Below are 20,095 nucleotides of genomic sequence, written 5' to 3'. Positions count from 1 at the left end.
CGCCGTCACCGCCGCTCGTCCAGCGCGCGGCCCACCGTCGCCGCCGCCAGCCGGACGGCCGGGGCGAGGCGGGCGGAGCGGGTGGCCGACGGGGCGGTCAGGGTCACCGCCGCCACGGGCGCGCCGGCCCGGAACACCGGGGCCGCGAAGGAGAGTTCACCGAGGCGGTGTTCCTCGTGGGCCTCGGCCAGACCGGTCGCGCGGACGCGGGTGAGCTGGGCGCCGAGCGCCCCGGGGGCGGTGACGGTGTGCCGGGTGTGCCGCCCGGCGCCGGCCGGGACGGGGAGCAGGCCGTGGGCCAGCAGGACCTTGCCCGCGGCCGTGGCGTGCGGCGGGAGCCGCGCGCCGGTGACCAGGCACAGGGCCGTGCCGTCGGCGGGGATCACCACGTCCGCGTGCCCTGCGGTGCGCGCGGTCAGGATGCGCAGCGCCGGCAGCGCGGTCTCCAGCAGGCCGCGCGGGCAGGGGGCGGCGGCACCGAGCGCCCGGATCCGGGTGCCGAGGCGGTAGGAGCCGTCCGCCCCCCGCTCCAGCCCGCCCCAGGCCACCAGTTCCCGCACCATGCGCAGCGCGGTCGGCACCGGCAGGCCCGTGCGGTGGGCGATCTCCGTCAGCCGCAGCGTGACCGGCGCGTCCGCGAACGCGTCCAGTACGGAGAAGACCCGCCCCGCGACGCTCTCGGCCATCCGTCCTCCACCCGTCCCGCCCGCGTTTTCGCTCAGTGAAAGCCGGGCGTTGCCGCCGTTTGGCCCCGCCCGCCAGGGTCAACGCATGACTCTCGACCTCTCTTCCGACGAGCTGCTGTCCACCACCCGGGCCGTCCGCCACCGCCTCGACCTCACCCGCCCGGTGTCGCGCCGGCTGCTGGAGGAGTGCGTGGACCTCGCCGTGCAGGCGCCGTCCGGACGCAACCGGCAGCGCTGGCACTTCGTCATCGTCACCGACCCCGCGCGGCGGGCCGCCCTGGCCGACGTGTGGCGCGCCGGGGTGGCCACGCCCGGTGCCGCCGAGCCGTTGCCGGAGCGGGACGTGCGACGGGCGTCCGTGGCCCGGATGGACCGGGTCTACTCCGGCACCGCGCACCTGTACGCCCACCTGCACGAGGTCCCGGCGCTCGTCGTGCCGTGCGTGGAAGGCCGTACCGACCACGCCCCGGTCCTGCGCCAGGCCGGCACCTGGGGCTCCATCCTGCCGGCCGTGTGGAGCTTCATGCTCGCCGCGCGTGCCCGGGGCCTCGGCACCTGCTGGACCACCGGCAACCTCGTCGACGAGCGGGAGTCGGCCCGGGTGCTCGGCATCCCGTACGACGACGTGATGCAGGCGGCGCTCATCCCCGTCGCCCACACCCTCGGCACCGACTTCCGGCCGGCTCCCCGCATCCCCCGGGACCGGGTGCTGCACTGGGACCGTTTCTGAATGCGTCCGAGCGGCTGGAGGTGCTCGGCACCCCGCCGGCGCCGTCGGCCGCGGCGCCGCCGGAGTCCGCCGGGGTCAGCGGGAGCGCAGGGCGTGCAGCAGGTCGATCCGGTTCGTCGTGATCGAGTCCACGCCCAGGTCCAGCAGCCTGCCGAGGGAGCGGCGGGTGTCCGGGGTCCACACGGACAGCAGACAGCCGTCGCGGTGCACGCGGGCGGTCAGGTCCCGGTCGACCAGGGAGAAGCGGTAGTTCAGCCAGCGCGGGCGCACGGCGGCGAGCAGCGCCGGGCGGGGCGGGGCCAGGGTCGTCCAGGTCAGGGCGATCTCGGCGGCCGGGTCGGCGGCCCGGACGGCGAGCATCGCCTCGGCGCCCGCGCTGTAGTAGACGCGGTCCCGCGCCCCGCTCTGCCGGACCACGTCCAGCGTCCGGGCGACCGTCCGGCGCCCGACCGGGCCGCACAGGTCCACCATCACCCGGCTGTCACCGGTCGCGGCCAGCGCCTGGGCCAGCGTCGGCACCCCGCCGGCCGTCAGGCCGCGCAGCTCCTCGGCGGACAGCGCGGCCAGCGGCCGGTCGACCCCCCACAGCCGGCGCGGCGTCTCGTCGTGCAGCAGCACGGGGACGCCGTCCCGGGTGAGCCGTACGTCGATCTCGACGGCGTCCGCGCCCTGGCCGAGCGCGGACCGCAGCGAGTCGAGGGTGTTCTCGCGGAAGCGGTAGGGGTCACCGCGGTGGGCCACGGCGGTCACGGTCTGCATGGGCCCATTGTGTCCGGGCCGCGAGCGGCTCCGGCCTCGGGGCCCGGCGGGACGGCCCGGTGCCGGACCGATCGCTCCGGACCCCGGCGCGGGACCCCGCGACGGGCGCGGTGGCTCAGCCGGCGAGCCAGGCGGTGGTGTAGTCGTCGATCTCCCGGGCGATCCGGGCCTTGCCCGCCGTGTCCAGGAAGGAGGCGTCCACCGCGTTCTTCGCGAGCGCGGCGAGGCCTCGCTCGTCCAGTTCCAGCAGCCGGGCGGCCACCGCGTACTCGTTGTTCAGGTCGGTGCCGAACATCGGCGGGTCGTCGGAGTTGATCGTCACCAGCACCCCGGCCCGGGTGAACTCCTTGATCGGGTGCTCCTCCAGGGTGCGGACGGCGCGGGTGGCGATGTTGGAGGTCGGGCACACCTCCAGCGGGATGCGGTGCTCGGCGAGGTGCGCCAGCAGCTCCGGGTCCCGCGCGGAGCTGGTGCCGTGCCCGATGCGCTCGGCCCGCAGGTCGCGCAGCGCGTCCCACACCGTCTCCGGACCGGTCGTCTCCCCGGCGTGCGGCACGGAGCGCAGTCCGGCGGCGATGGCCCGGTCGAAGTACGGCTTGAACTGCGGCCGGGGCACCCCGATCTCCGGCCCGCCGAGCCCGAACGACACCAGGCCCTCCGGGCGGACCCGGTCCTCCGTGGCCAGCCGCGTGGTCTCCTCGGCCGCCTCCAGACCGGCCTCGCCGGGGATGTCGAAGCACCAGCGCAGCACGGTTCCGAACTCCGCCTCGGCGGCCTTGCGGGCGTCCTCGATCGCGTCCATGAAGGCCCGCTCGTCGATGCCGCGCCGGGTGGAGGAGAAGGGGGTGATGGTCAGCTCCGCGTACCGCACCTGCTGCCGGGCCAGGTCGCGGGCCACCTCGTAGGTGAGCAGCCGGACGTCCTCCGGGGTGCGGATGAGGTCCACGACCGACAGGTACACCTCGATGAAGTGCGCGAAGTCGGTGAAGGTGAAGTACTCGGCCAGCGCCTCGGGGTCGGTGGGGACCTTGGAGTCGCGGTGGCGCGCGGACAGTTCCGAGACGATGCGGGGGGAGGCGGAGCCGACGTGGTGGACGTGCAGTTCGGCCTTGGGCAGCCCCGCGATGAAGGCGCGCAGATCGCGGTCGGCGGTGCCGGCGGCGGGTACGGAGGTGGCGGTCAAGGGTTCCTCCCCGGGAACGGCGCCCGTGGACCGCGGTGCACGGCCCGGGCGCGGTGATCGGCTGATCGGTGGCGCGGGTTCATCGTAGGCCCCGGGCCGGGGTGTCCCGAGCGGCCCGTAGCATGACGGGACGTCCAGGAGAGGGGTCCCTTCACCATGTCCGACGAGGCGCCGCAGACCACGCCGGGGGAGCGGGCCGCAGCCCCCGGGCCCGCGACCCCGCCGGGCCCGAAGGACGCCGCGCCGTTCCCGGTGTCCCTGGAGAAGGGGACGTCGGCGTCCCCGGCGGACCGGATACCGGAGCCGACGGCGGCCCCGGCGGACCGAATACCGGAGCCTGCGGAACCCCGGGCGGACCGGGCAGCGGCGCCCGGGACACCGGGCGCGGACCGGACGCCGGTCCAGGACGCGCCCTGGGCCCCCGCCCCCGTCCACGACCAGCGGGCCCTCACCTCACCGCCGACGGCCCCGGCGGATCCCACCGGCACCGCGCCCGCCCCCTGGGCCGGCCCCGCCGGCGGCACCGCCTCGCCGGCCCCCGCGCCGCACCCCGCCGCGTCCGCGCCCCAGGCCCCCGTCCCGCAGCCGAACCCCTTCGCGCCGCCCCCGCCGACGCCGGACCCCTTCGCACCCCGGAGCACCGGCCCCGCCCCCGACCCGTTCGCTCCGCCGGCCCCCGGGGCGACGCCCCAGGCGCACCCCTTCCCGTACCCCGCCCCGGCGCCGAACGCGGCCCCCAACCCCTTCGCACCCCCCGCCTCCTACGCGACCCCCCACCCGTACGCACCTCCCGCCCCCCAGACCCACGCCTTCCCCCCGCCCGCGGGACCGGGCCAGGTGCCCCCGCCGCCCATCGCCCCCGACGGCCCCGGCCAGGTGCCGTACGGCTACCCGGGCACCCTGCCCGCCTACGGCCACCCCGGTCCGCCGCACGCCCCGTACGCCGACGCCGCCTACCCCGTCGGCTACGGCTGGCCCGGCATGCAGCCCGCCCCGAGCAACGGCATGGGGACGGCCTCCCTGGTGCTGGGCATCATCTCGGTGATCGGCTTCCTCGCGTGGCCGCTCGCCCTGGTGCTGGGCATCCTGGCCGTCGTCTTCGGCGCGCTCGGCCGGGGGAAGGCGAAGCGCGGCGAGGCCACGAACCCCGGGGTGGCCCTGGCCGGTCTCATCTGCGGGGCGACCGGCATCGTCCTGGTGCTGGGCCTGTTCGCCCTGATCATCGCGGTGTACGGCTGATCATCACGGTGTACGGCTGAACCTGCCGGCCCATCGGTCCCGAGCGCCCCGCGCCGTGCGGCGCACGGCAAGGGCCCGCCGGTCCCGCCCCGGGCACGCCCACACCGGAAGCCGCCCCCGCCCGGTGCCGCTCGGTGACTTCCCGGGCCGCGATCCGGTCACCGGCGGCCCGGACCGACACCCCGGCCGGCGCGAGCGGTCACGGCCGGCCCGAGCCGTCCCGGCCGGTCATGCCACGCCGTCCGAAGCCGTTCAGGGCCGGTCAGGCCCCCGCCCCCGCCAGCCGCTGCCGCGTCTCCATCAGGGCGAAGCCCAGCAGGTTCAGGCCCTGCCACCCCTCCGGGTCCGCGGCCGCCTCGTCGTCCGCCGCCAGGCCTATGCCCCACACGCGGTCCACGGGGCTCGCCTCCACCAGCACCCGGTCCCCGGTGTTCAGCAGGAAGTCCCGGAGGCCGTCGTCGGCCGCGAACTTGTGCACGCCGCCCTCGACCACGATCCGGAACCGCTCCCGCTCCCAGGTCTCCTGGTCGAAGCCCCGGACCAGCCGCCCCGCCTTCTTCGCCGCCGCGGGATGCCCCGCGGCCAGCACCCGGCGCTCCGCCTCCGCGTCGCCGAACAGCCGCGCCTTGCCGGCCATCATCCAGTGCTCGGCCGTCGCGTACTCCACCCCGTCCACTACGAACGGTGACGGCCACCACTGGCTGAGACAGCTCGCGCCGATCCGCCCGTCCGGCCGCGGCCGGTGCCCCCAGAAGCAGAGGTACTTCAGCCGACGGCCCGCCCGGACCTCCCTGATCAGCGATTCCACCCCGTCGATCTCTCCCATGCACGCGAGTCTGGCACGCACCACTGACACTCCGTCCGTCCTTTCGGCCCCCGACTCGACACCTGGTCGACAGATTCCGTCGCGTAACCAAAAGGCAACAACGGAATCACTTGTTGGTGCCCTATGGCTCTGTCAGGATCGGCACTCAAATCGAGCTGGAGCTACGCCACCAACCCCCGGAACGGGGCGTACGGCGGAGGAGAGCGACATGCACAACCCGGGCACCGCCACCCCGGAACGATTCCCCGCACAGGACCGGTTCGCGGACGGCGCGCAGTTCATCGCCGGCCGGCCGGCCCAGGGCACCTCGGGCCGCCACCACGCCGTGGTCGACCCCGCCACCGGCCGGGAGGTGTACCGCTACGAACTGGCCGGCCCCGACGACGTCGACGCGGCCGTCGCCGCCGCGCGCGCGGCGTTCCCGGGCTGGGCCGCCGCCACCCCGGGCGAGCGCTCGGACGCCCTGCACCGGTTCGCCGGGGTGCTCGCCGAGCGCGCCGAGGACCTCGCCCGCGCCGAGTCCCTCCAGTGCGGCAAGCCGCTCAAGCTCACCCGCGAGTTCGACGTGCCGGGCACCGTCGACAACACCGCCTTCTTCGCGGGCGCCGCCCGGCACCTCCAGGGGCAGTCCGCCGGCGAGTACTCCGGGGACCACACGTCGTACGTCCGGCGTGAGCCCATCGGGGTGGTCGGGTCCATCGCGCCCTGGAACTACCCCCTCCAGATGGCCGCCTGGAAGATCCTCCCGGCGATCGCCGCGGGCAACACCATCGTGCTCAAGCCCGCCGAGATCACGCCGCTGACCTCGCTGATGTTCGCGCGGGCGGCCACGGACGCGGGCATCCCGGACGGAGTGGTCAACATCGTCACCGGGACCGGGAAGGAGGCCGGCGAGCACCTGGTCGGGCACCCGGACGTGGCCATGACCTCCTTCACGGGGTCCACCGCCGTCGGCAGGCGCGTCGCCGGGATCGCCACCGCCACCGTCAAGCGGCTCCACCTGGAACTGGGCGGCAAGGCGCCCTTCGTCGTCTTCGACGACGCCGACCTGGAGGCCGCCGCGCACGGCGCCGTCGCGGGCTCGCTCATCAACAGCGGGCAGGACTGCACGGCCGCCACTCGCGCCTACGTGCAGCGTCCGCTGTACGAGGCGTTCGTGGAGCGGACGGCGGCGCTGATGGAGACCGTCCGGCTCGGCGACCCGTTCGCGCCCGGCACCGACCTCGGGCCGCTGGTCTCCCACGTCCAGCGCGACCGGGTGGCCGCGTTCGTGGACCGGGCCCGCGCCCACGCGCGCGTGGTCACCGGCGGTGAGGCACCCCGGGGCGAGCTGGAGGACGGCGCCTACTACCGGCCCACCCTGATCGCCGGCGCGGCCCAGGACAGCGAGATCGTCCAGGCGGAGATCTTCGGACCCGTCCTGGTCGTCCTGCCCTTCGACGGCGACGACGAGGGCCTGCGGCTGGCCAACGACACCCCCTACGGCCTCGCCGCCTCCGCGTGGACGCGCGACGTCTACCGCGCCAACCGGGCCACCCGCGAGATCAAGGCGGGCTGCGTCTGGGTCAACGACCACATCCCGATCATCAGCGAGATGCCGCACGGCGGTTACAAGGCATCGGGCTTCGGCAAGGACATGTCCGCCTACTCCTTCGAGGAGTACACGCAGGTCAAGCACGTCATGTTCGACAACACCGCGGTGGCCGCCAAGGACTGGCACCGCACCGTCTTCGGGGACCGCTAGAGACCGACCAGGCCGCCGACCAGGCCGCTCCCTCCCGAAAGGGCACCACGCGCATGGAGCAGTACGAGCCCGACCGCCCGACCCCGCCCCAAGCGGCCGCCCTGCGGCGCAGTTTCAAGGGCGGCCGGGCCGCCCTGACCCGCCGGTCCCTGCTGCGGGCCGCCACGGGCGGCGCGCTCGCGGCAGGCGGCCTCGGGACGCTCGCCGCCTGCGGCATCCCGGCGGCGGGCAGGAGCCGGGGCGGCACCTCCGCCCAGGACCACTCGGCCACGGAGAAGGTGGTCAACTTCTCCAACTGGACCGAGTACCTCGACGTCGACGACAGCGGCAAGCACCACCCGACCCTGGAGACCTTCCGCGAGCGGACCGGGATCACGGTCGACTACACCGAGGACATCAACGACAACAACGAGTTCTTCGGCAAGATCAAGCCGCAGCTCGCCGCGGGCCAGGACACCGGCCGGGACATCATCGTCCTCACCGACTGGCTGGCCGCCCGGCTGATCCGCCTCGGCTGGGTCCAGAAACTGGACCCCTCCCACCTGCCGCACGCCTACACCCACCTCTCGGCCCAGTTCCGCGACCCGGACTGGGACCCCGGGCGGGCGTACTCGTACCCCTGGCAGGGCATCTCCACCGTCGTCGCCTTCAACAAGAAGGCGCTGGACGGCATCGAGGTGCGCTCGGTCTCCGACCTGCTCGACAACCCGCGGCTCAAGGGGCGCGTCGGCTTCCTGTCGGAGATGCGCGACAGCGTGGGCATGACCCTGCTCGACATGGGCAAGAACCCGGCGAGGTTCACCGACGACGACTACGACGCGGCGATCGCCCGCCTCCAGAAGGCGGTCGACAAGGGCCAGATCCGCCGCTTCACCGGCAACGACTACACCTCCGACCTGGCCAAGGGCGACCTCGCCGCCTGCATCGCCTGGGCGGGTGACGTCGTCCAGCTCAAGGCGGACAGCCCGCACATCGACTTCGTCGTCCCCGACAGCGGCTACGTGACGTCGACCGACAACCTGTGCGTCCCCAACAAGGCACGCCACAAGACGAACGCCGAACGGCTGATCGACTTCTACTACGAGCCGCGGCAAGCCGCCGCGCTCGCCGCGTACATCAACTACGTGACACCGGTCGACGGGGTGAAGCCCTACCTTGCGAAGATCGACCGGGACGCGGCGGACAATCCGCTGATCGTCCCCGACCGGGCCATGCAGGCGAAGTCCCATGCCTTCCGCTCCCTGAGCCAGAAGGAAGAGACGGCCTACGAAGGAAAGTTCGCGAAGCTCACAGGGGCGTGACGACGATGAAGACGACACCAGACAACAGCGGCGACGTCCGCCTCTCCGGCATCTCCAAGACCTACGGCTCCTTCACCGCCGTACACCCGCTGGACCTCACCGTGCCCGAGGGCTCCTTCTTCGCCCTGCTCGGCGCCTCCGGCTGCGGCAAGACCACCACCCTGCGCATGATCGCCGGCCTGGAGGAGCCCACCACGGGCACGATCCGGCTCGGCGACCAGGACGTCACCCACCTGGCACCGTACAAGCGGCCGGTCAACACGGTCTTCCAGTCCTACGCCCTCTTCCCGCACCTCGACATCTTCGAGAACGTCGCCTTCGGTCTGCGCCGGCGCGGCATCAAGGGCGTGAAGAAGCAGGTCGAGGAGATGCTGGAGCTGGTCCAGCTGGGCGAGCAGGCGCGCAAGAAGCCGCACCAGCTCTCCGGCGGCCAGCAGCAGCGGGTCGCCGTGGCCCGCGCCCTGATCAACCACCCCCGGGTGCTCCTGCTGGACGAGCCGCTCGGCGCCCTGGACCTGAAGCTGCGCCGCCAGATGCAGCTGGAGCTCAAGCGCATCCAGACCGAGGTCGGCATCACCTTCGTCCACGTCACGCACGACCAGGAGGAGGCCATGACCATGGCCGACACGGTCGCCGTGATGAACGGCGGCCGGGTCGAGCAGCTCGGCGCGCCGGCCGACCTGTACGAGAACCCGCGGACCACGTTCGTCGCGAACTTCCTCGGCACCTCCAACCTGATCGAGGCCGAGGTCGACACCCGCGGCGGCGACGACATCGTGCTGAAGGCGGGCGGCGGCAAGCTGGTGCTGCCCGGCGCCCGGTGTACCGCCCCGGTGACGGCCGGCGGCAAGGTGCTGGTCGGCATCCGCCCGGAGAAGATCTCGCTCACGCACGCCGACGACGCGGGGAGCATCCCGGCCGGCCGCAACCGCCTCACCGGGAAGATCGCCGACGCCAGCTTCATCGGCGTCTCCACGCAGTACGTCGTCGACAGCCCCGTCTGCCCGGACCTGTCGGTGTACGTGCAGAACGTCGAGCGCGACGGCCGGCTGGTGCCCGGCGCCGACGTGGTCCTGCACTGGAGCCCGGCCCACACCTTCGCCCTGGACGCGGCCCAGGCCATCGACGCGGGCACCGAGGAAGAGGTCGCCGCCTGATGTCCACGCTCACCGAGGCGCCCCCGCCGCTCAGCCCCGCCCCGCCCGAGGAGAAGCCCCCGCGCCGGCGCGGCCGGCTCACCCCGTACTGGCTGCTGCTGCCCGGCATGCTGTGGCTGGTCGTCTTCTTCGCGCTGCCGATGATCTACCAGGCCTCCACCTCCGTGCAGCAGGGCTCCCTGGAGCAGGGCTACAAGGTCACCTGGCACTTCGCGACCTACTGGGACGCGCTGTCCGCGTACTGGCCGCAGTTCCTGCGCTCGGTGTGCTACGCCGCCGCCGCGACCGCGCTGTGCCTGCTGCTCGGCTACCCGCTGGCGTACCTCATCGCCTTCCGCGCCGGCCGCTGGCGCAACCTGATCATGATCCTGGTGATCGCGCCGTTCTTCACCAGCTTCCTGATCCGCACCCTGGCCTGGAAGACGATCCTCGCCGACGGCGGCCCGGTCGTGCACGCGCTGAACACGCTGCACGTCCTGGACGTCACCGGCTGGCTCGGCTGGACGGCCGGCGACCGGGTGCTGGCCACCCCGCTGGCCGTGGTGTGCGGGCTGACGTACAACTTCCTGCCGTTCATGATCCTTCCGCTGTACACCTCGCTGGAGCGGATCGACGGACGGCTGCACGAGGCGGCGGGCGACCTGTACGCCAGGCCCTGGACCACCTTCCGCAAGGTCACCTTCCCGCTGTCCATGCCGGGCGTGGTCTCCGGGACGCTGCTGACCTTCATCCCGGCCACCGGCGACTACGTCAACGCCGAACTCCTCGGCTCCACCGACACCCGCATGATCGGCAATGTCATCCAGACGCAGTTCCTGCGCGTCCTGGACTATCCGACCGCCGCCGCGCTCTCCTTCATCCTCATGGCCGCCATCCTGGCCATGGTCACCTTCTACATCCGCCGGTCGGGGACGGAGGACCTGGTCTAAATGCCCATCCTCAACTGGCTCAAGCGCCGGCTCGTCGTCATCGCGGGACTGCTGACGCTCGCCTATCTGCTGCTGCCGAACGTCATCGTCACGGTGTTCTCCTTCAACAAACCGAAGGGGCGCTTCAACTACGAATGGCAGCGGTTCTCCACGGACGCCTGGAAGGACCCGTGCGGGGTCGCCGACATGTGCGGCTCGCTGTCGCTCAGCCTCCGGATCGCCGTCTGGGCGACGGTCGGTGCCACGGTCCTCGGCACGATGATCTCCTTCGCGCTGGTCCGCTACCGCTTCCGCGCGCGCGGTGCCGTCAACTCGCTGATCTTCCTGCCGATGGCGATGCCCGAGGTGGTCATGGCCGCCTCGCTGCTCACCCTGTTCCTCAACATGGGCGCCGAGCTGGGCTTCTGGACGATCCTGATCGCCCACATCATGTTCTGCCTGAGCTTCGTCGTCACCGCGGTCAAGGCGCGCGTGATGTCGATGGACCCGCGCCTGGAGGAGGCCGCCCGGGACCTGTACGCCGGTCCCGTGCAGACCTTCTGGCGGGTCACCCTGCCGATCGCGGCACCCGGAATCGCCGCGGGCGCGCTGCTGTCGTTCGCGCTCTCCTTCGACGATTTCATCATCACCAATTTCAACGCCGGCTCGACGGTCACCTTCCCGATGTTCGTGTGGGGCTCGGCGCAGCGCGGAACGCCCGTGCAGATCAACGTGATCGGCACGGCCATGTTCCTCCTCGCCGTCCTGTTCGTCCTGGTCGCGATGGCCGCCGGAAACCGCCGGAACAAGCAAAAGGCATAGGCCGTTCACCCAGGCCCTTTCGGAAAGCCTCTGTAGGGAGTTGAAATCATGGCCCCAAGCGCCATGAGCCGTGGGAAAGACAACTGGATCGCCTCTCTCTCCGAAGCCCAGCCGGTCCCGTACTGGCTGGAAGACCCCGGCAAGCCGGCCGCCGAGCCCGCCCTCACCACCGCCGAGACCTGCGACCTGCTGGTGGTCGGCGGCGGCTACAGCGGGCTGTGGACCGCCCTGAACGCCAAGGAGCGCGACCCCGGCCGCGAGGTCGTCCTGCTGGAAGGCCGCGAGGTGGGCTGGGCCGCCTCCGGCCGCAACGGCGGCTTCTGCGCCGCCTCCCTCACGCACGGCCTGCCCAACGGCCTGTCCCGCTGGCCCGGAGAGATCCACAGGCTGGAGGAACTGGGCCGGCGCAACCTCGACGGGATCGAGGCCGCGATCGCCCGGTACGGCATCGACTGCGACTTCGAACGCACCGGCGAGATCGACGTGGCCACCGAGCCCTACCAGGCCCGGGAGCTGAAGGACTGGCACCGGGAACTCCAGGAGCAGGGCCTCGCCGACGGCATCGAGTTCCTGGACGCCGACGCCGTGCGCGCCGAGGTGAACTCGCCCACCTTCCAGGCGGGCCTGTGGGACCGCCGGGGCGTGGCCATGCTGCACCCGGCCAAGCTCGCCTGGGGCCTGAAGCAGGCCTGCCTGGGACTCGGGGTGCGGGTGTACGAGCACACGCCCGCCCTCACCCTGAGGACCTACGGCGCCGGGATGGCCGTACGCACCCCGTACGGCGCCGTCCGCGCCCGCAAGGTCGCGCTCGGCACCAACATCTTCCCGAACCTGGTGCGGCGCGTGCGCTCGTACACCGTCCCGGTCTACGACTACGCCCTGATGACCGAGCCGCTGACCGCCGAGCAGCTCGCCTCGGTCGGCTGGCGGCGCCGGCAGGGCCTCGGGGACAGCGCCAACCAGTTCCACTACTTCCGGCTCTCCGCCGACAACCGCGTCCTGTGGGGCGGCTACGACGCGGTCTACCCCTACGGCGGCCGGGTGCGCGCCGAGTACGACGACCGGCCCGAGACGTACGCCAAGCTGGCCGGCCACTTCTTCACCTGCTTCCCGCAGCTGGAGGGCGTCCGCTTCACCCACGCCTGGGGCGGCGCGATCGACACCTGCTCCCGGTTCTCCGCGTTCTTCGGCACCGCCCACCAGGGCCGGGTGGCCTACGCGGCCGGCTACACGGGCCTCGGGGTCGGCGCCACCCGGTTCGGCGCGGACGTGATGCTGGACCTGCTGGACGGGGAGCGCACCGAGCGGACCGAACTTGAGATGGTCCGCAGGAAGCCGCTGCCGTTCCCGCCGGAGCCGTTCGCCTGGACCGGGATCGCCCTCACCAAGTGGTCCCTGGCCCGCGCGGACGCGCACGGCGGCCGGCGGAACCTGTGGCTGCGGACGATGGACCGGCTGGGGCTGGGCTTCGACAGCTGACGTGACGCACGTCACCCCGCGGGCCGGGTGAACCCGCGTAATGCCCGCGGGCGGCCTCCCTCTCACCTCGTGACGCACCCGCGTCCACGAGAGAGAGGGAGGCTTTTTTCGATGACTGGGGCGAAGACAGCCGTGACATGGCTCGCATCCGTCGCACCGGACCCCGAGGCCTGCCGCCGGGAGTGGGAACGCAACCCCCTGGGGGTCGCCCTGCTGCCCGCCGGCAGGGCCTGGGACGTCCTGATCCTGCCGGGTGACCTCGGCCATCCGACCCTGGACGTGCTCACCCGCATGGTGGCCCGGCCCGGCCCGGTGCTCGCCGGCTTCGGCGACAGCCGGATCGGGTTCCTCGTGCCCGCGGGCACCGCGGCCCGCTGGCTCGGCACCGGCATCCGGGCCGCCGGGGCCGGCACCTGGATCGTCGTGCCGTATCCGGGCCGGACGGCCCGGGGCGTGCGCTGGCTGGTACCGCCGGACGGTTCGGGCACGCTGACCGATCCGGCGCTGCTGGAACTGGCGCTGCACGAGGCGGCGGCGGAGCGGGCCCGGCGCGGTCACGCGCACGGGTAACGCCCGGACACCTTGACAGCAGGATTGGTCTGGACCAAATTGTGTGCGCTCCCGCTCCGCCAACTCCCCCGACCCCGGAGGTCCTTGTGGAACGCGCCAGACGCACCGGACCCGTCCTCGCCGCGCTCACGGCCGTGAGCCTGGCCGTGCCCGGCATCACCGCGCTCTCGTCGGCCGCCCGTGCGGCCGACGCGGACGTCGCCGTCAACGGCGGCTTCGAGTCCGGCCTGACCGGCTGGACCTGCACCACCGGCACGACGGTGAAGTCGCCCGTGCACAGCGGCACGTCCGCCCTCCAGGCCACCCCGGCCGGCGGCGACAACGCCCAGTGCTCGCAGACGGTGACCGTCCAACCGGGCGCCCAGTACACGCTGTCCGGATACGTCCGCGGCTCCTACGCCTACCTCGGCGCGAGCGGCACCGGCACCACCGACGTCTCCACCTGGACCCAGTCCGCCCCCGACTGGCAGAAGCTGAGCACCACCTTCCGCACCGGGGCCGCCACCACCAAGGTCACCATCTACACCCACGGCTGGTACGGCACCGGCACCTACCAGGCCGACGACATCACCCTCGTCGGCCCCGGCGGCGGCACCACCCAGCCGCCCGCCGCCCCGTCCGGGCTGAAGACCACCACCGTGACCTCGTCCTCCGTCGGCCTGTCCTGGTCGGCGGTGACCGGCGCGACGAGCTACGCGGTCTACCGCGACGGGGTCAAGGTCCAGACGGTGACCGGCACCTCGGCGACCGTCTCCGGACTCACCGCCGCCACGGCGTACGGCTTCCAGGTCACCGCCGTGAACGAGGCCGGCGAGTCCGCGAAGTCCGCCGTCGTCACCGCCACGACCAGCCCCGGCGGCGGTGGCGGGGACGGCGGCGGCTCGTCCGGCCTGCCCGCGCACGCCCTCGTCGGCTATCTGCACGCCAGCTTCGCCAACGGCGCCGGCTACACCCGGCTCGCCGACGTCCCCGACAGCTGGGACGTCATCGACCTGGCCTTCGGCGAGCCCACCTCGGTCACCTCCGGCGACATCCGCTTCAACCGCTGCCCGGTCACCGAGTGCCCGAACGTGGAGAGCGACGCCGAGTTCAAGGCGGCGGTCAAGGCCAAGCAGGCGGCCGGCAAGAAGGTGCTGATCTCCATCGGCGGCCAGAACGGCCAGGTCCAGCTGACCACCACCGCGGCCCGCGACGCCTTCGTCTCCTCCGTCTCGAACATCATCGACACCTACGGCCTGGACGGCCTCGACGTCGACTTCGAGGGCCACTCGCTGTCCCTGAACACGGGCGACACGGACTTCAAGAACCCCACCACACCCGTGATCGTCAACCTGATCTCGGCCCTGAAGACCCTGAAGGCCAAGTACGGACCCAAGTTCGTCCTCACCATGGCCCCGGAGACGTTCTTCGTGCAGAACGGCTACCAGTTCTACGGCAGCGGCAAGTGGGGCGGCCAGGACCCGCGCTGCGGCGCCTACCTCCCGGTCATCTACGCCCTGCGCGACGACCTGACCCTGCTGCACGTCCAGGACTACAACTCTGGACCGATCATGGGCCTGGACAACCAGTACCACTCCATGGGCGGCGCCGACTTCCACATCGCCATGACCGACATGCTGCTCACCGGCTTCCCGGTCGCCGGCGACCAGAACAACGTCTTCCCGCCGCTGCGCCCCGACCAGGTCGCCATCGGCATGCCGGCGTCCACGAACGCGGGCAACGGCCACGTCTCCCCGGCCGAGGTCAACAAGACCCTGGACTGCCTGACGAAGAAGACGAACTGCGGCTCGTACGCCACCCACGGGACCTGGCCCGCCCTGCGCGGCCTGATGACCTGGTCGGTGAACTGGGACCGCTACGCGAACTGGGAGTTCCAGAAGAACTTCGACGCGTACTTCGGCTGACCACCCGGGCGAGGGCGGCCAGCGGCACGGCGCCCACGCACCAGCCGGCCACCACGTCCAGCGGCCAGTGGTAGCCGTGGCGGACCAGGCCGTAGGACACCCCGAGGACCAGGACCCCGCAGCCGGCCGCCAGCGCGCGGCGGGCGGCGGGGGAACGGAGCCGGGGGACCAGGAGCAGGGCGGCCGAGCCGTAGGCGACCACCGCCGTCGCCGTGTGACCGGACGGGAAGTAGCCCGTCGCCGGGGGCACCGCCGGTGTCCCCGGCCGGTCGGTCCACTCCTTCAGCGGTACGACGACCGCCGGGACCAGCGCCGTCAGCACCGCGGCGGTCAGCGGCGCCAGCCACCAGCGGGGGACGCCGTGGGCCCGGCCGAGCCACAGGGCGGCGGCCAGGGCGAGGACCAGCACCGGGACGGCGACCTGGACGTTGCCGAGGTCGGAGAGGAACTGGGAGAAGCCGTCCGGATGCACCAGGGCCCGGCTCGCCTCCGCGTCCGGCCGCAGCAGCGGCCCGTCGGCGACGACCTGCCAGGTGAGAAGGGCGAGGACGACCACCGGGAGGACCAGGAGAAGCATGCGCCCAGCTTCGCAGGTCCGCTCACGGGAAGCGCCGGGGGAGGAGGTCGGCCGCCCCGGAACAGGGGGGATGGTTCCGAGGCGGCCGTCCGGACCGGAACGCCGCGCGCCCCGGGGGGTTTGGGGCGGCGGCCGTCCGATCGGTGAGGAGATCCCGGAGCCGCGAGGCACCGGTGGTGTGCGCGAGGGCACGACCGGATCGAAGCTGGGGAGGCCTCGTCCCGGATCCGTCCACGGTCCCCCGTGGACGGGGTGTATCTCTCATCTGGAGAGAACCTACGGCAGGCCGGGGCGGTTGGGCAGACGGATTCCCCTCCCGTCATCCACCCCGCACACGTTCTTCACACCGCCTGCCGCAGGCGCGTTCACGGGTGCGGACCCGTCGGTCCGGCGCGCGGGTCAGACGCCCGCGAACGCCTGCTCGATGATGTCGAGGCCCTCGTTCAGCAGGTCCTCGCCGATGACCAGCGGGGGCAGGAAGCGGAGCACGTTGCCGTAGGTGCCACAGGTCAGGACCAGCAGGCCCTCGGCGTGGCAGGCCTTGGCGAGCGCGGCGGTGGCCTCCGGGTTCGGCTCCTTGGTGGTCCGGTCCTTGACCAGCTCGATGGCGATCATCGCGCCGCGCCCGCGCACGTCGCCGATGATGTCGAACTTCTCGGCCATGGCGGTGAGGCGGCCCTTCATGACCTCCTCGATGCGCTTGGCCTTGCCGTTGAGGTCCTGCTCCTTCATCGTCTCGATGGCACCGAGCGCACCGGCGCAGGCGACGGGGTTGCCGCCGTAGGTGCCGCCGAGGCCGCCGGCGTGCGCGGCGTCCATGATCTCCGCGCGCCCGGTCACGGCGGCGAGCGGCAGGCCGCCGGCGATGCCCTTGGCGGTCGTGATCAGGTCGGGGACGATGCCCTCGTCCTCGCACGCGAACCACTGGCCGGTCCGGCAGAAGCCGGACTGGATCTCGTCGGCGACGAAGACGATGCCGTTGTCGGCGGCGAACTGGCGGATCGCGGGCAGGAAGCCCTTGGCGGGCTCGATGAAGCCGCCCTCGCCGAGCACCGGCTCGATGATGATCGCGGCGACGTTGTCCGGGCCGACCTGCTTGGTGATCTGCTCGATGGCCTGCTTGGCGGCCTCCGGGCCCGCGTTCTCCGGGCCGGTCGGCCAGCGGTAGCCGTACGCCACCGGCACGCGGTAGACCTCGGGGGCGAACGGACCGAAGCCGTGCTTGTACGGCATGTTCTTCGCGGTCAGCGCCATGGTGAGGTTGGTCCGGCCGTGGTAACCGTGGTCGAACACCACGACGGCCTGCCGCTTGGTGTACGCACGGGCGATCTTGACGGCGTTCTCGACGGCCTCGGCGCCGGAGTTGAACAGCGCGGACTTCTTGGCGTGGTCGCCCGGGGTCAGCTCGGCGAGCGCCTCCGCGACCGCCACATAGCCCTCGTAGGGGGTGACCATGAAACAGGTGTGGGTGAAGTCGGCGAGCTGGGCGCTCGCGCGGCGCACCACGGCCTCGGCGGAGGCGCCGACGGAGGTCACGGCGATGCCGGAACCGAAGTCGATGAGGCTGTTGCCGTCCACGTCCTCGATGACGCCGCCGCCGGCACGGGTGACGAAGACCGGCAGCGTGGAGCCCACGCCCTGGGCGACCACGGCGGTACGGCGGGCCTGAAGCTCCTGCGACTTCGGGCCGGGGATGGCGGTGACGACGCGGCGCTCCTGCGGAAGTGCGGTCATGGGGGCTCCCTGATGATCTTGCGTACCGGGCGGTCCCGGGCGGTTCCGGGCGGTGCGTTTACGGACGCATACCTTCTTTTCTCGCAGGCTAAGACCGCTTCCGGGGGGTGGGCATGCTCCATGTGGGCGTTGTCGGCGCCCTCCCTTGTCCGCGGTGGACATAGCCCGCCCGGACGGCCCTTTCCCGCTTCGGCCGCGTAAGCGGTGAACTCCCCTTGCCGGAGCGTTAGATTGGCTCGCTAGATTGGCTCGCTGACAGTGGACGCGACGGGGACACGATGGCGGACGGAACGGCTGGTCAGGGGGCAGGGTCGATGGACACCGACGGCACGGGGGCCACACACGAAACCCCCACGACACCGGTACCCCACCCAACGGCACCGCCGGAGGGGGTGCCGCCCATGCCGACGGGGCTGCCGCCGGCGCCGCCCGTGCCGCCCGGCGTGCCCCCGAAACCGGAGACGTCCCCCTTCCTGGCCTGGCTGCGGGCTCCCCGCCCGGAGGCGGCGCCCGGCATTTGGCGCTTCGGACACAGTCCCCGTCCCGAGCAGGAGCCCGAGCAGATCCCGACCCGGCAGTTGCTCAGCGGGGCCCTGATCGCCTTCCTGGTGGGCTGGCTGGTGTGGTCCCTGCTGTGGAACGGCTACTTCGGCACCTGGTGGGTGCTGCCGCTGGACCTGTTCACCCCCGACTCCTGGCGCCAGAGCGACGACCGCGTCGCCAGCGCGATCCTCTGGTACTCGTACTACGCCGTGATCGCTCTCGCCATCCTGCTGGTGGTCGGCCGCCTCGGCCGCTGGGGTGAGGTATGGCGCCGTTACGGACCGCGTACCTGGGGTGCGTCCGCACCCGCGGCGGCGCCCCCGCCCGCCCCCGACCAGGACCCCGCCGAGTGGCCCCAGTTGCGGCAGGCCGGGGCGTACGAGGCTGCGGAGCGGCTTGCCGTGGAGGCGAGGGCCGGGCTCATGCGGGACGTGGACCATGCCCGGCTCAGCCGGGCCTGGCAGGGCGTGCGGTCCGGCCGGCACAGCCTCGCCACCTTCACCGGCGCCGTGCTGAAGGACGGCGCCGGTGCCTGCCCGCACCCCTCCGGGGCCCGCGACCTGCCCGCCCGGCACGCCCGGCACGACCTGCTCACCGGCCAGGTCCGCCTCGGTACCACCGCCGACGACCCCCGCAACCCCTACCACTACCGCGGCGCCGGCCTCGCCCTCGGCCCCGACCTGCTCGGCACCTCCCTGCTCGCCGTCGGCCCGGCCGGCTCCGGCAAGACCGGCGCCCTGGTGCGACCGCTCGCCGAGTCCCTGTGCCTGCAGGCCCTGGCCGGCCGCACGTCGGTCGTGGTGGTCGGCGCGGCGGGTGCCGGACTGGGCCCGGCGGAGGCCTACGACGTCGTCGTCCGCGTCGGCCACCCCGACTCCGTGTACGACCTCGACCTCTACGGCGGTACCACCGACCCCGACGAGGCCGCCGCCATACTCGCCGAGGCCCTCGTCGGCGACCTCGCCGACCCGCACCCCGGCAGCGACAGCCGCCGTTCCACCACCGTCCTCGCCCAGCTGCTCGGGCCCTTCCGCGCCGTCCACGACCGCTTCCCCTCCGTGCCGGAGCTGCGGCAGCTGCTCGACGGGGCGCCCGGACCGCTGGCCGCGCTGCGCAAGGCACTGACCGACACCGGACACGCATCCCTGCTCCGCGAGCTGGACGCCCGGGAGCGGCAGCTCGCCCACCCCGGTGACGTCGGCTCCGTGCTCGCCGACCGGATCGCCCTGCTCGACCGGCCCGCCTTCGCCGCCTTCTTCGACACCTCCGGGCAGAGTCGGCCGTTCTCGCTGCGGGCCCTCGACCACCCGGTCCGGGTCCGCATCGACCTGCCCCAGCGCGGCCACGCCGATGCCTCGCGGATCCTGGCCCGGCTGGTGCTCGCCCAGTTCACCGCCTCGGTGACGGCACGGGAGGACCGCTCGCTCTTCGCCTGCCTGCTGCTCGACGACGCCTCCGGGGTCGTCACCCCGGAGGCCGTGCGCGGCATCCAGCGGCTGCGCAGCGCCAACGCCGGTACCGTGCTCACCCTGCGCACGCTGGACGACGTCCCCCGGCCGCTGCGCGGCCCGCTGCTCGGTGCCACGGGCTGCAGGATGGCGCTGTCCGGGCTCACCCCCTGGGACGGACAGGACTTCGCCGAGGTGTGGGGCAAGGAGTGGACCGAGACCCGGGACGTCACCGACCGGCAGATCATCGCGGAGACCCCGGCCGGCAAGGCCGTGCACATGCTGCGGCGGGTCATCACCGGCCAGGCGCCCACCGCCCGCGCCGTCACCGTCCGTCAGGTGGAGCGGGAGCGGTGGTCCGCGTCCGAGTTGGCTCATGGGGTGCCGCCGGGGCACGCGGTGTTGTCGTTGACCACCGTGCAGGGGGAGCACGCGCCGCCGTTGCTGGTCGATCTGCGGGGGTGAGCGGTCGTACGGTGAGGCAG

General features: G+C 73.0%; 16 protein-coding genes and 1 pseudogene. 11 read left to right on the top strand and 6 right to left on the bottom strand.

Annotated features, from left to right (window positions below; all coding sequences use genetic code 11):
• Positions 1-5: 5 nt before the first annotated feature.
• Complete coding sequence (locus ACZ63H_RS08180; RefSeq protein ID WP_469863001.1) at positions 6-686, bottom strand: IclR family transcriptional regulator; 681 nt, start codon at positions 684-686, stop codon at positions 6-8.
• Positions 687-771: 85 nt separating this feature from the next.
• On the opposite strand from ACZ63H_RS08180, the gene ACZ63H_RS08175 reads away from it, so the two are divergent.
• Positions 772-1,416: a nitroreductase family protein gene (locus ACZ63H_RS08175; RefSeq protein WP_469863000.1), complete on the top strand. Its 645-nt coding sequence runs from the start codon at positions 772-774 to the stop codon at positions 1,414-1,416.
• 75 nt (positions 1,417-1,491) lie between these two features.
• Here the strand turns inward: ACZ63H_RS08175 and ACZ63H_RS08170 are convergent, their stop codons facing one another.
• Positions 1,492-2,175, bottom strand: coding sequence for a glycerophosphodiester phosphodiesterase (locus ACZ63H_RS08170; RefSeq protein WP_469862999.1), 684 nt, complete (start codon positions 2,173-2,175; stop codon positions 1,492-1,494).
• A 115-nt stretch (positions 2,176-2,290) separates the two neighbouring features.
• The gene (locus ACZ63H_RS08165; RefSeq protein ID WP_469863073.1) at positions 2,291-3,496 is read right to left on the bottom strand and encodes an adenosine deaminase; all 1,206 of its coding nucleotides are present in this window, start codon (positions 3,494-3,496) and stop codon (positions 2,291-2,293) included.
• An 18-nt stretch (positions 3,497-3,514) separates the two neighbouring features.
• On the opposite strand from ACZ63H_RS08165, the gene ACZ63H_RS08160 reads away from it, so the two are divergent.
• Positions 3,515-4,597 (top strand): DUF4190 domain-containing protein, encoded by a 1,083-nt coding sequence (locus tag ACZ63H_RS08160; protein ID WP_469862998.1) that lies wholly within the window; start codon positions 3,515-3,517, stop codon positions 4,595-4,597.
• Positions 4,598-4,859: 262 nt separating this feature from the next.
• Here ACZ63H_RS08160 and ACZ63H_RS08155 read toward each other — a convergent pair whose 3' ends face one another.
• Positions 4,860-5,423: an NADAR family protein gene (locus tag ACZ63H_RS08155; RefSeq protein ID WP_469862997.1), complete on the bottom strand. Its 564-nt coding sequence runs from the start codon at positions 5,421-5,423 to the stop codon at positions 4,860-4,862.
• 208 nt (positions 5,424-5,631) lie between these two features.
• Between ACZ63H_RS08155 and ACZ63H_RS08150 the strand changes: the two genes are divergently transcribed.
• The 8 genes from ACZ63H_RS08150 (at position 5,632) to ACZ63H_RS08115 (ending at position 15,308) form a co-directional block, all read left to right on the top strand.
• Entirely contained in the window at positions 5,632-7,167 is a 1,536-nt protein-coding gene (locus tag ACZ63H_RS08150) for a gamma-aminobutyraldehyde dehydrogenase (protein WP_469862996.1), read from the top strand.
• 53 nt (positions 7,168-7,220) lie between these two features.
• On the top strand, positions 7,221-8,468 hold the full coding sequence (locus ACZ63H_RS08145; protein WP_469862995.1) for a polyamine ABC transporter substrate-binding protein: 1,248 nt from the start codon (positions 7,221-7,223) through the stop codon (positions 8,466-8,468).
• On the top strand, positions 8,465-9,625 hold the full coding sequence (locus tag ACZ63H_RS08140; protein ID WP_469862994.1) for an ABC transporter ATP-binding protein: 1,161 nt from the start codon (positions 8,465-8,467) through the stop codon (positions 9,623-9,625). Before ACZ63H_RS08145 ends, ACZ63H_RS08140 begins: the two co-directional genes overlap by 4 nt.
• A complete protein-coding gene (locus ACZ63H_RS08135; protein WP_469862993.1) occupies positions 9,625-10,554 on the top strand; it encodes an ABC transporter permease in 930 nt (309 codons plus the stop codon). The genes ACZ63H_RS08140 and ACZ63H_RS08135 overlap by 1 nt, the downstream gene beginning before the upstream one ends.
• Positions 10,555-11,355, top strand: coding sequence for an ABC transporter permease (locus ACZ63H_RS08130; protein WP_469862992.1), 801 nt, complete (start codon positions 10,555-10,557; stop codon positions 11,353-11,355).
• A 48-nt stretch (positions 11,356-11,403) separates the two neighbouring features.
• Entirely contained in the window at positions 11,404-12,834 is a 1,431-nt protein-coding gene (locus tag ACZ63H_RS08125; protein ID WP_469862991.1) for an NAD(P)/FAD-dependent oxidoreductase, read from the top strand.
• A gap of 111 nt (positions 12,835-12,945) precedes the next feature.
• Complete coding sequence (locus ACZ63H_RS08120) at positions 12,946-13,404, top strand: hypothetical protein (protein WP_469862990.1); 459 nt, start codon at positions 12,946-12,948, stop codon at positions 13,402-13,404.
• 86 nt (positions 13,405-13,490) lie between these two features.
• Entirely contained in the window at positions 13,491-15,308 is a 1,818-nt protein-coding gene (locus ACZ63H_RS08115) for a chitinase (RefSeq protein WP_469862989.1), read from the top strand.
• A gap of 49 nt (positions 15,309-15,357) precedes the next feature.
• Here ACZ63H_RS08115 and ACZ63H_RS08110 read toward each other — a convergent pair.
• Together ACZ63H_RS08110 and gabT are read right to left on the bottom strand one after the other, a co-directional pair.
• Positions 15,358-15,885 (bottom strand): annotated as a pseudogene (locus ACZ63H_RS08110) (phosphatase PAP2 family protein); the annotation flags it as partial.
• A gap of 399 nt (positions 15,886-16,284) precedes the next feature.
• Positions 16,285-17,619 (bottom strand): 4-aminobutyrate--2-oxoglutarate transaminase, encoded by a 1,335-nt coding sequence (gabT, locus tag ACZ63H_RS08105; protein WP_469862988.1) that lies wholly within the window; start codon positions 17,617-17,619, stop codon positions 16,285-16,287.
• 314 nt (positions 17,620-17,933) lie between these two features.
• Between gabT and ACZ63H_RS08100 the strand changes: the two genes are divergently transcribed.
• Complete coding sequence (locus ACZ63H_RS08100; RefSeq protein WP_469862987.1) at positions 17,934-20,075, top strand: ATP-binding protein; 2,142 nt, start codon at positions 17,934-17,936, stop codon at positions 20,073-20,075.
• Positions 20,076-20,095 lie beyond the last annotated feature (20 nt).

The organism is Streptomyces sp. NPDC104831 (assembly GCF_055583025.1).
The sequence above is the reverse complement of the archived record's forward strand: the minus strand, read 5'-3'. Positions and strand labels throughout refer to the sequence as shown.

Bases quoted from the DNA above. Each gene is read 5' to 3' on its own strand.
- ACZ63H_RS08180 (WP_469863001.1), bottom strand. From the start codon at position 686: ATGGCCGAGAGCGTCGCGGGGCGGGTCTTCTCCGTACTGGACGCGTTC.
- ACZ63H_RS08175 (WP_469863000.1), top strand. From the start codon at position 772: ATGACTCTCGACCTCTCTTCCGACGAGCTGCTGTCCACCACCCGGGCC.
- ACZ63H_RS08170 (WP_469862999.1), bottom strand. From the start codon at position 2,175: ATGCAGACCGTGACCGCCGTGGCCCACCGCGGTGACCCCTACCGCTTC.
- ACZ63H_RS08160 (WP_469862998.1), top strand. From the start codon at position 3,515: ATGTCCGACGAGGCGCCGCAGACCACGCCGGGGGAGCGGGCCGCAGCC.
- ACZ63H_RS08155 (WP_469862997.1), bottom strand. From the start codon at position 5,423: ATGGGAGAGATCGACGGGGTGGAATCGCTGATCAGGGAGGTCCGGGCG.
- ACZ63H_RS08150 (WP_469862996.1), top strand. From the start codon at position 5,632: ATGCACAACCCGGGCACCGCCACCCCGGAACGATTCCCCGCACAGGAC.
- ACZ63H_RS08145 (WP_469862995.1), top strand. From the start codon at position 7,221: ATGGAGCAGTACGAGCCCGACCGCCCGACCCCGCCCCAAGCGGCCGCC.
- ACZ63H_RS08135 (WP_469862993.1), top strand. From the start codon at position 9,625: ATGTCCACGCTCACCGAGGCGCCCCCGCCGCTCAGCCCCGCCCCGCCC.
- ACZ63H_RS08130 (WP_469862992.1), top strand. From the start codon at position 10,555: ATGCCCATCCTCAACTGGCTCAAGCGCCGGCTCGTCGTCATCGCGGGA.
- ACZ63H_RS08125 (WP_469862991.1), top strand. From the start codon at position 11,404: ATGGCCCCAAGCGCCATGAGCCGTGGGAAAGACAACTGGATCGCCTCT.
- ACZ63H_RS08120 (WP_469862990.1), top strand. From the start codon at position 12,946: ATGACTGGGGCGAAGACAGCCGTGACATGGCTCGCATCCGTCGCACCG.
- gabT (WP_469862988.1), bottom strand. From the start codon at position 17,619: ATGACCGCACTTCCGCAGGAGCGCCGCGTCGTCACCGCCATCCCCGGC.
- ACZ63H_RS08100 (WP_469862987.1), top strand. From the start codon at position 17,934: ATGGACACCGACGGCACGGGGGCCACACACGAAACCCCCACGACACCG.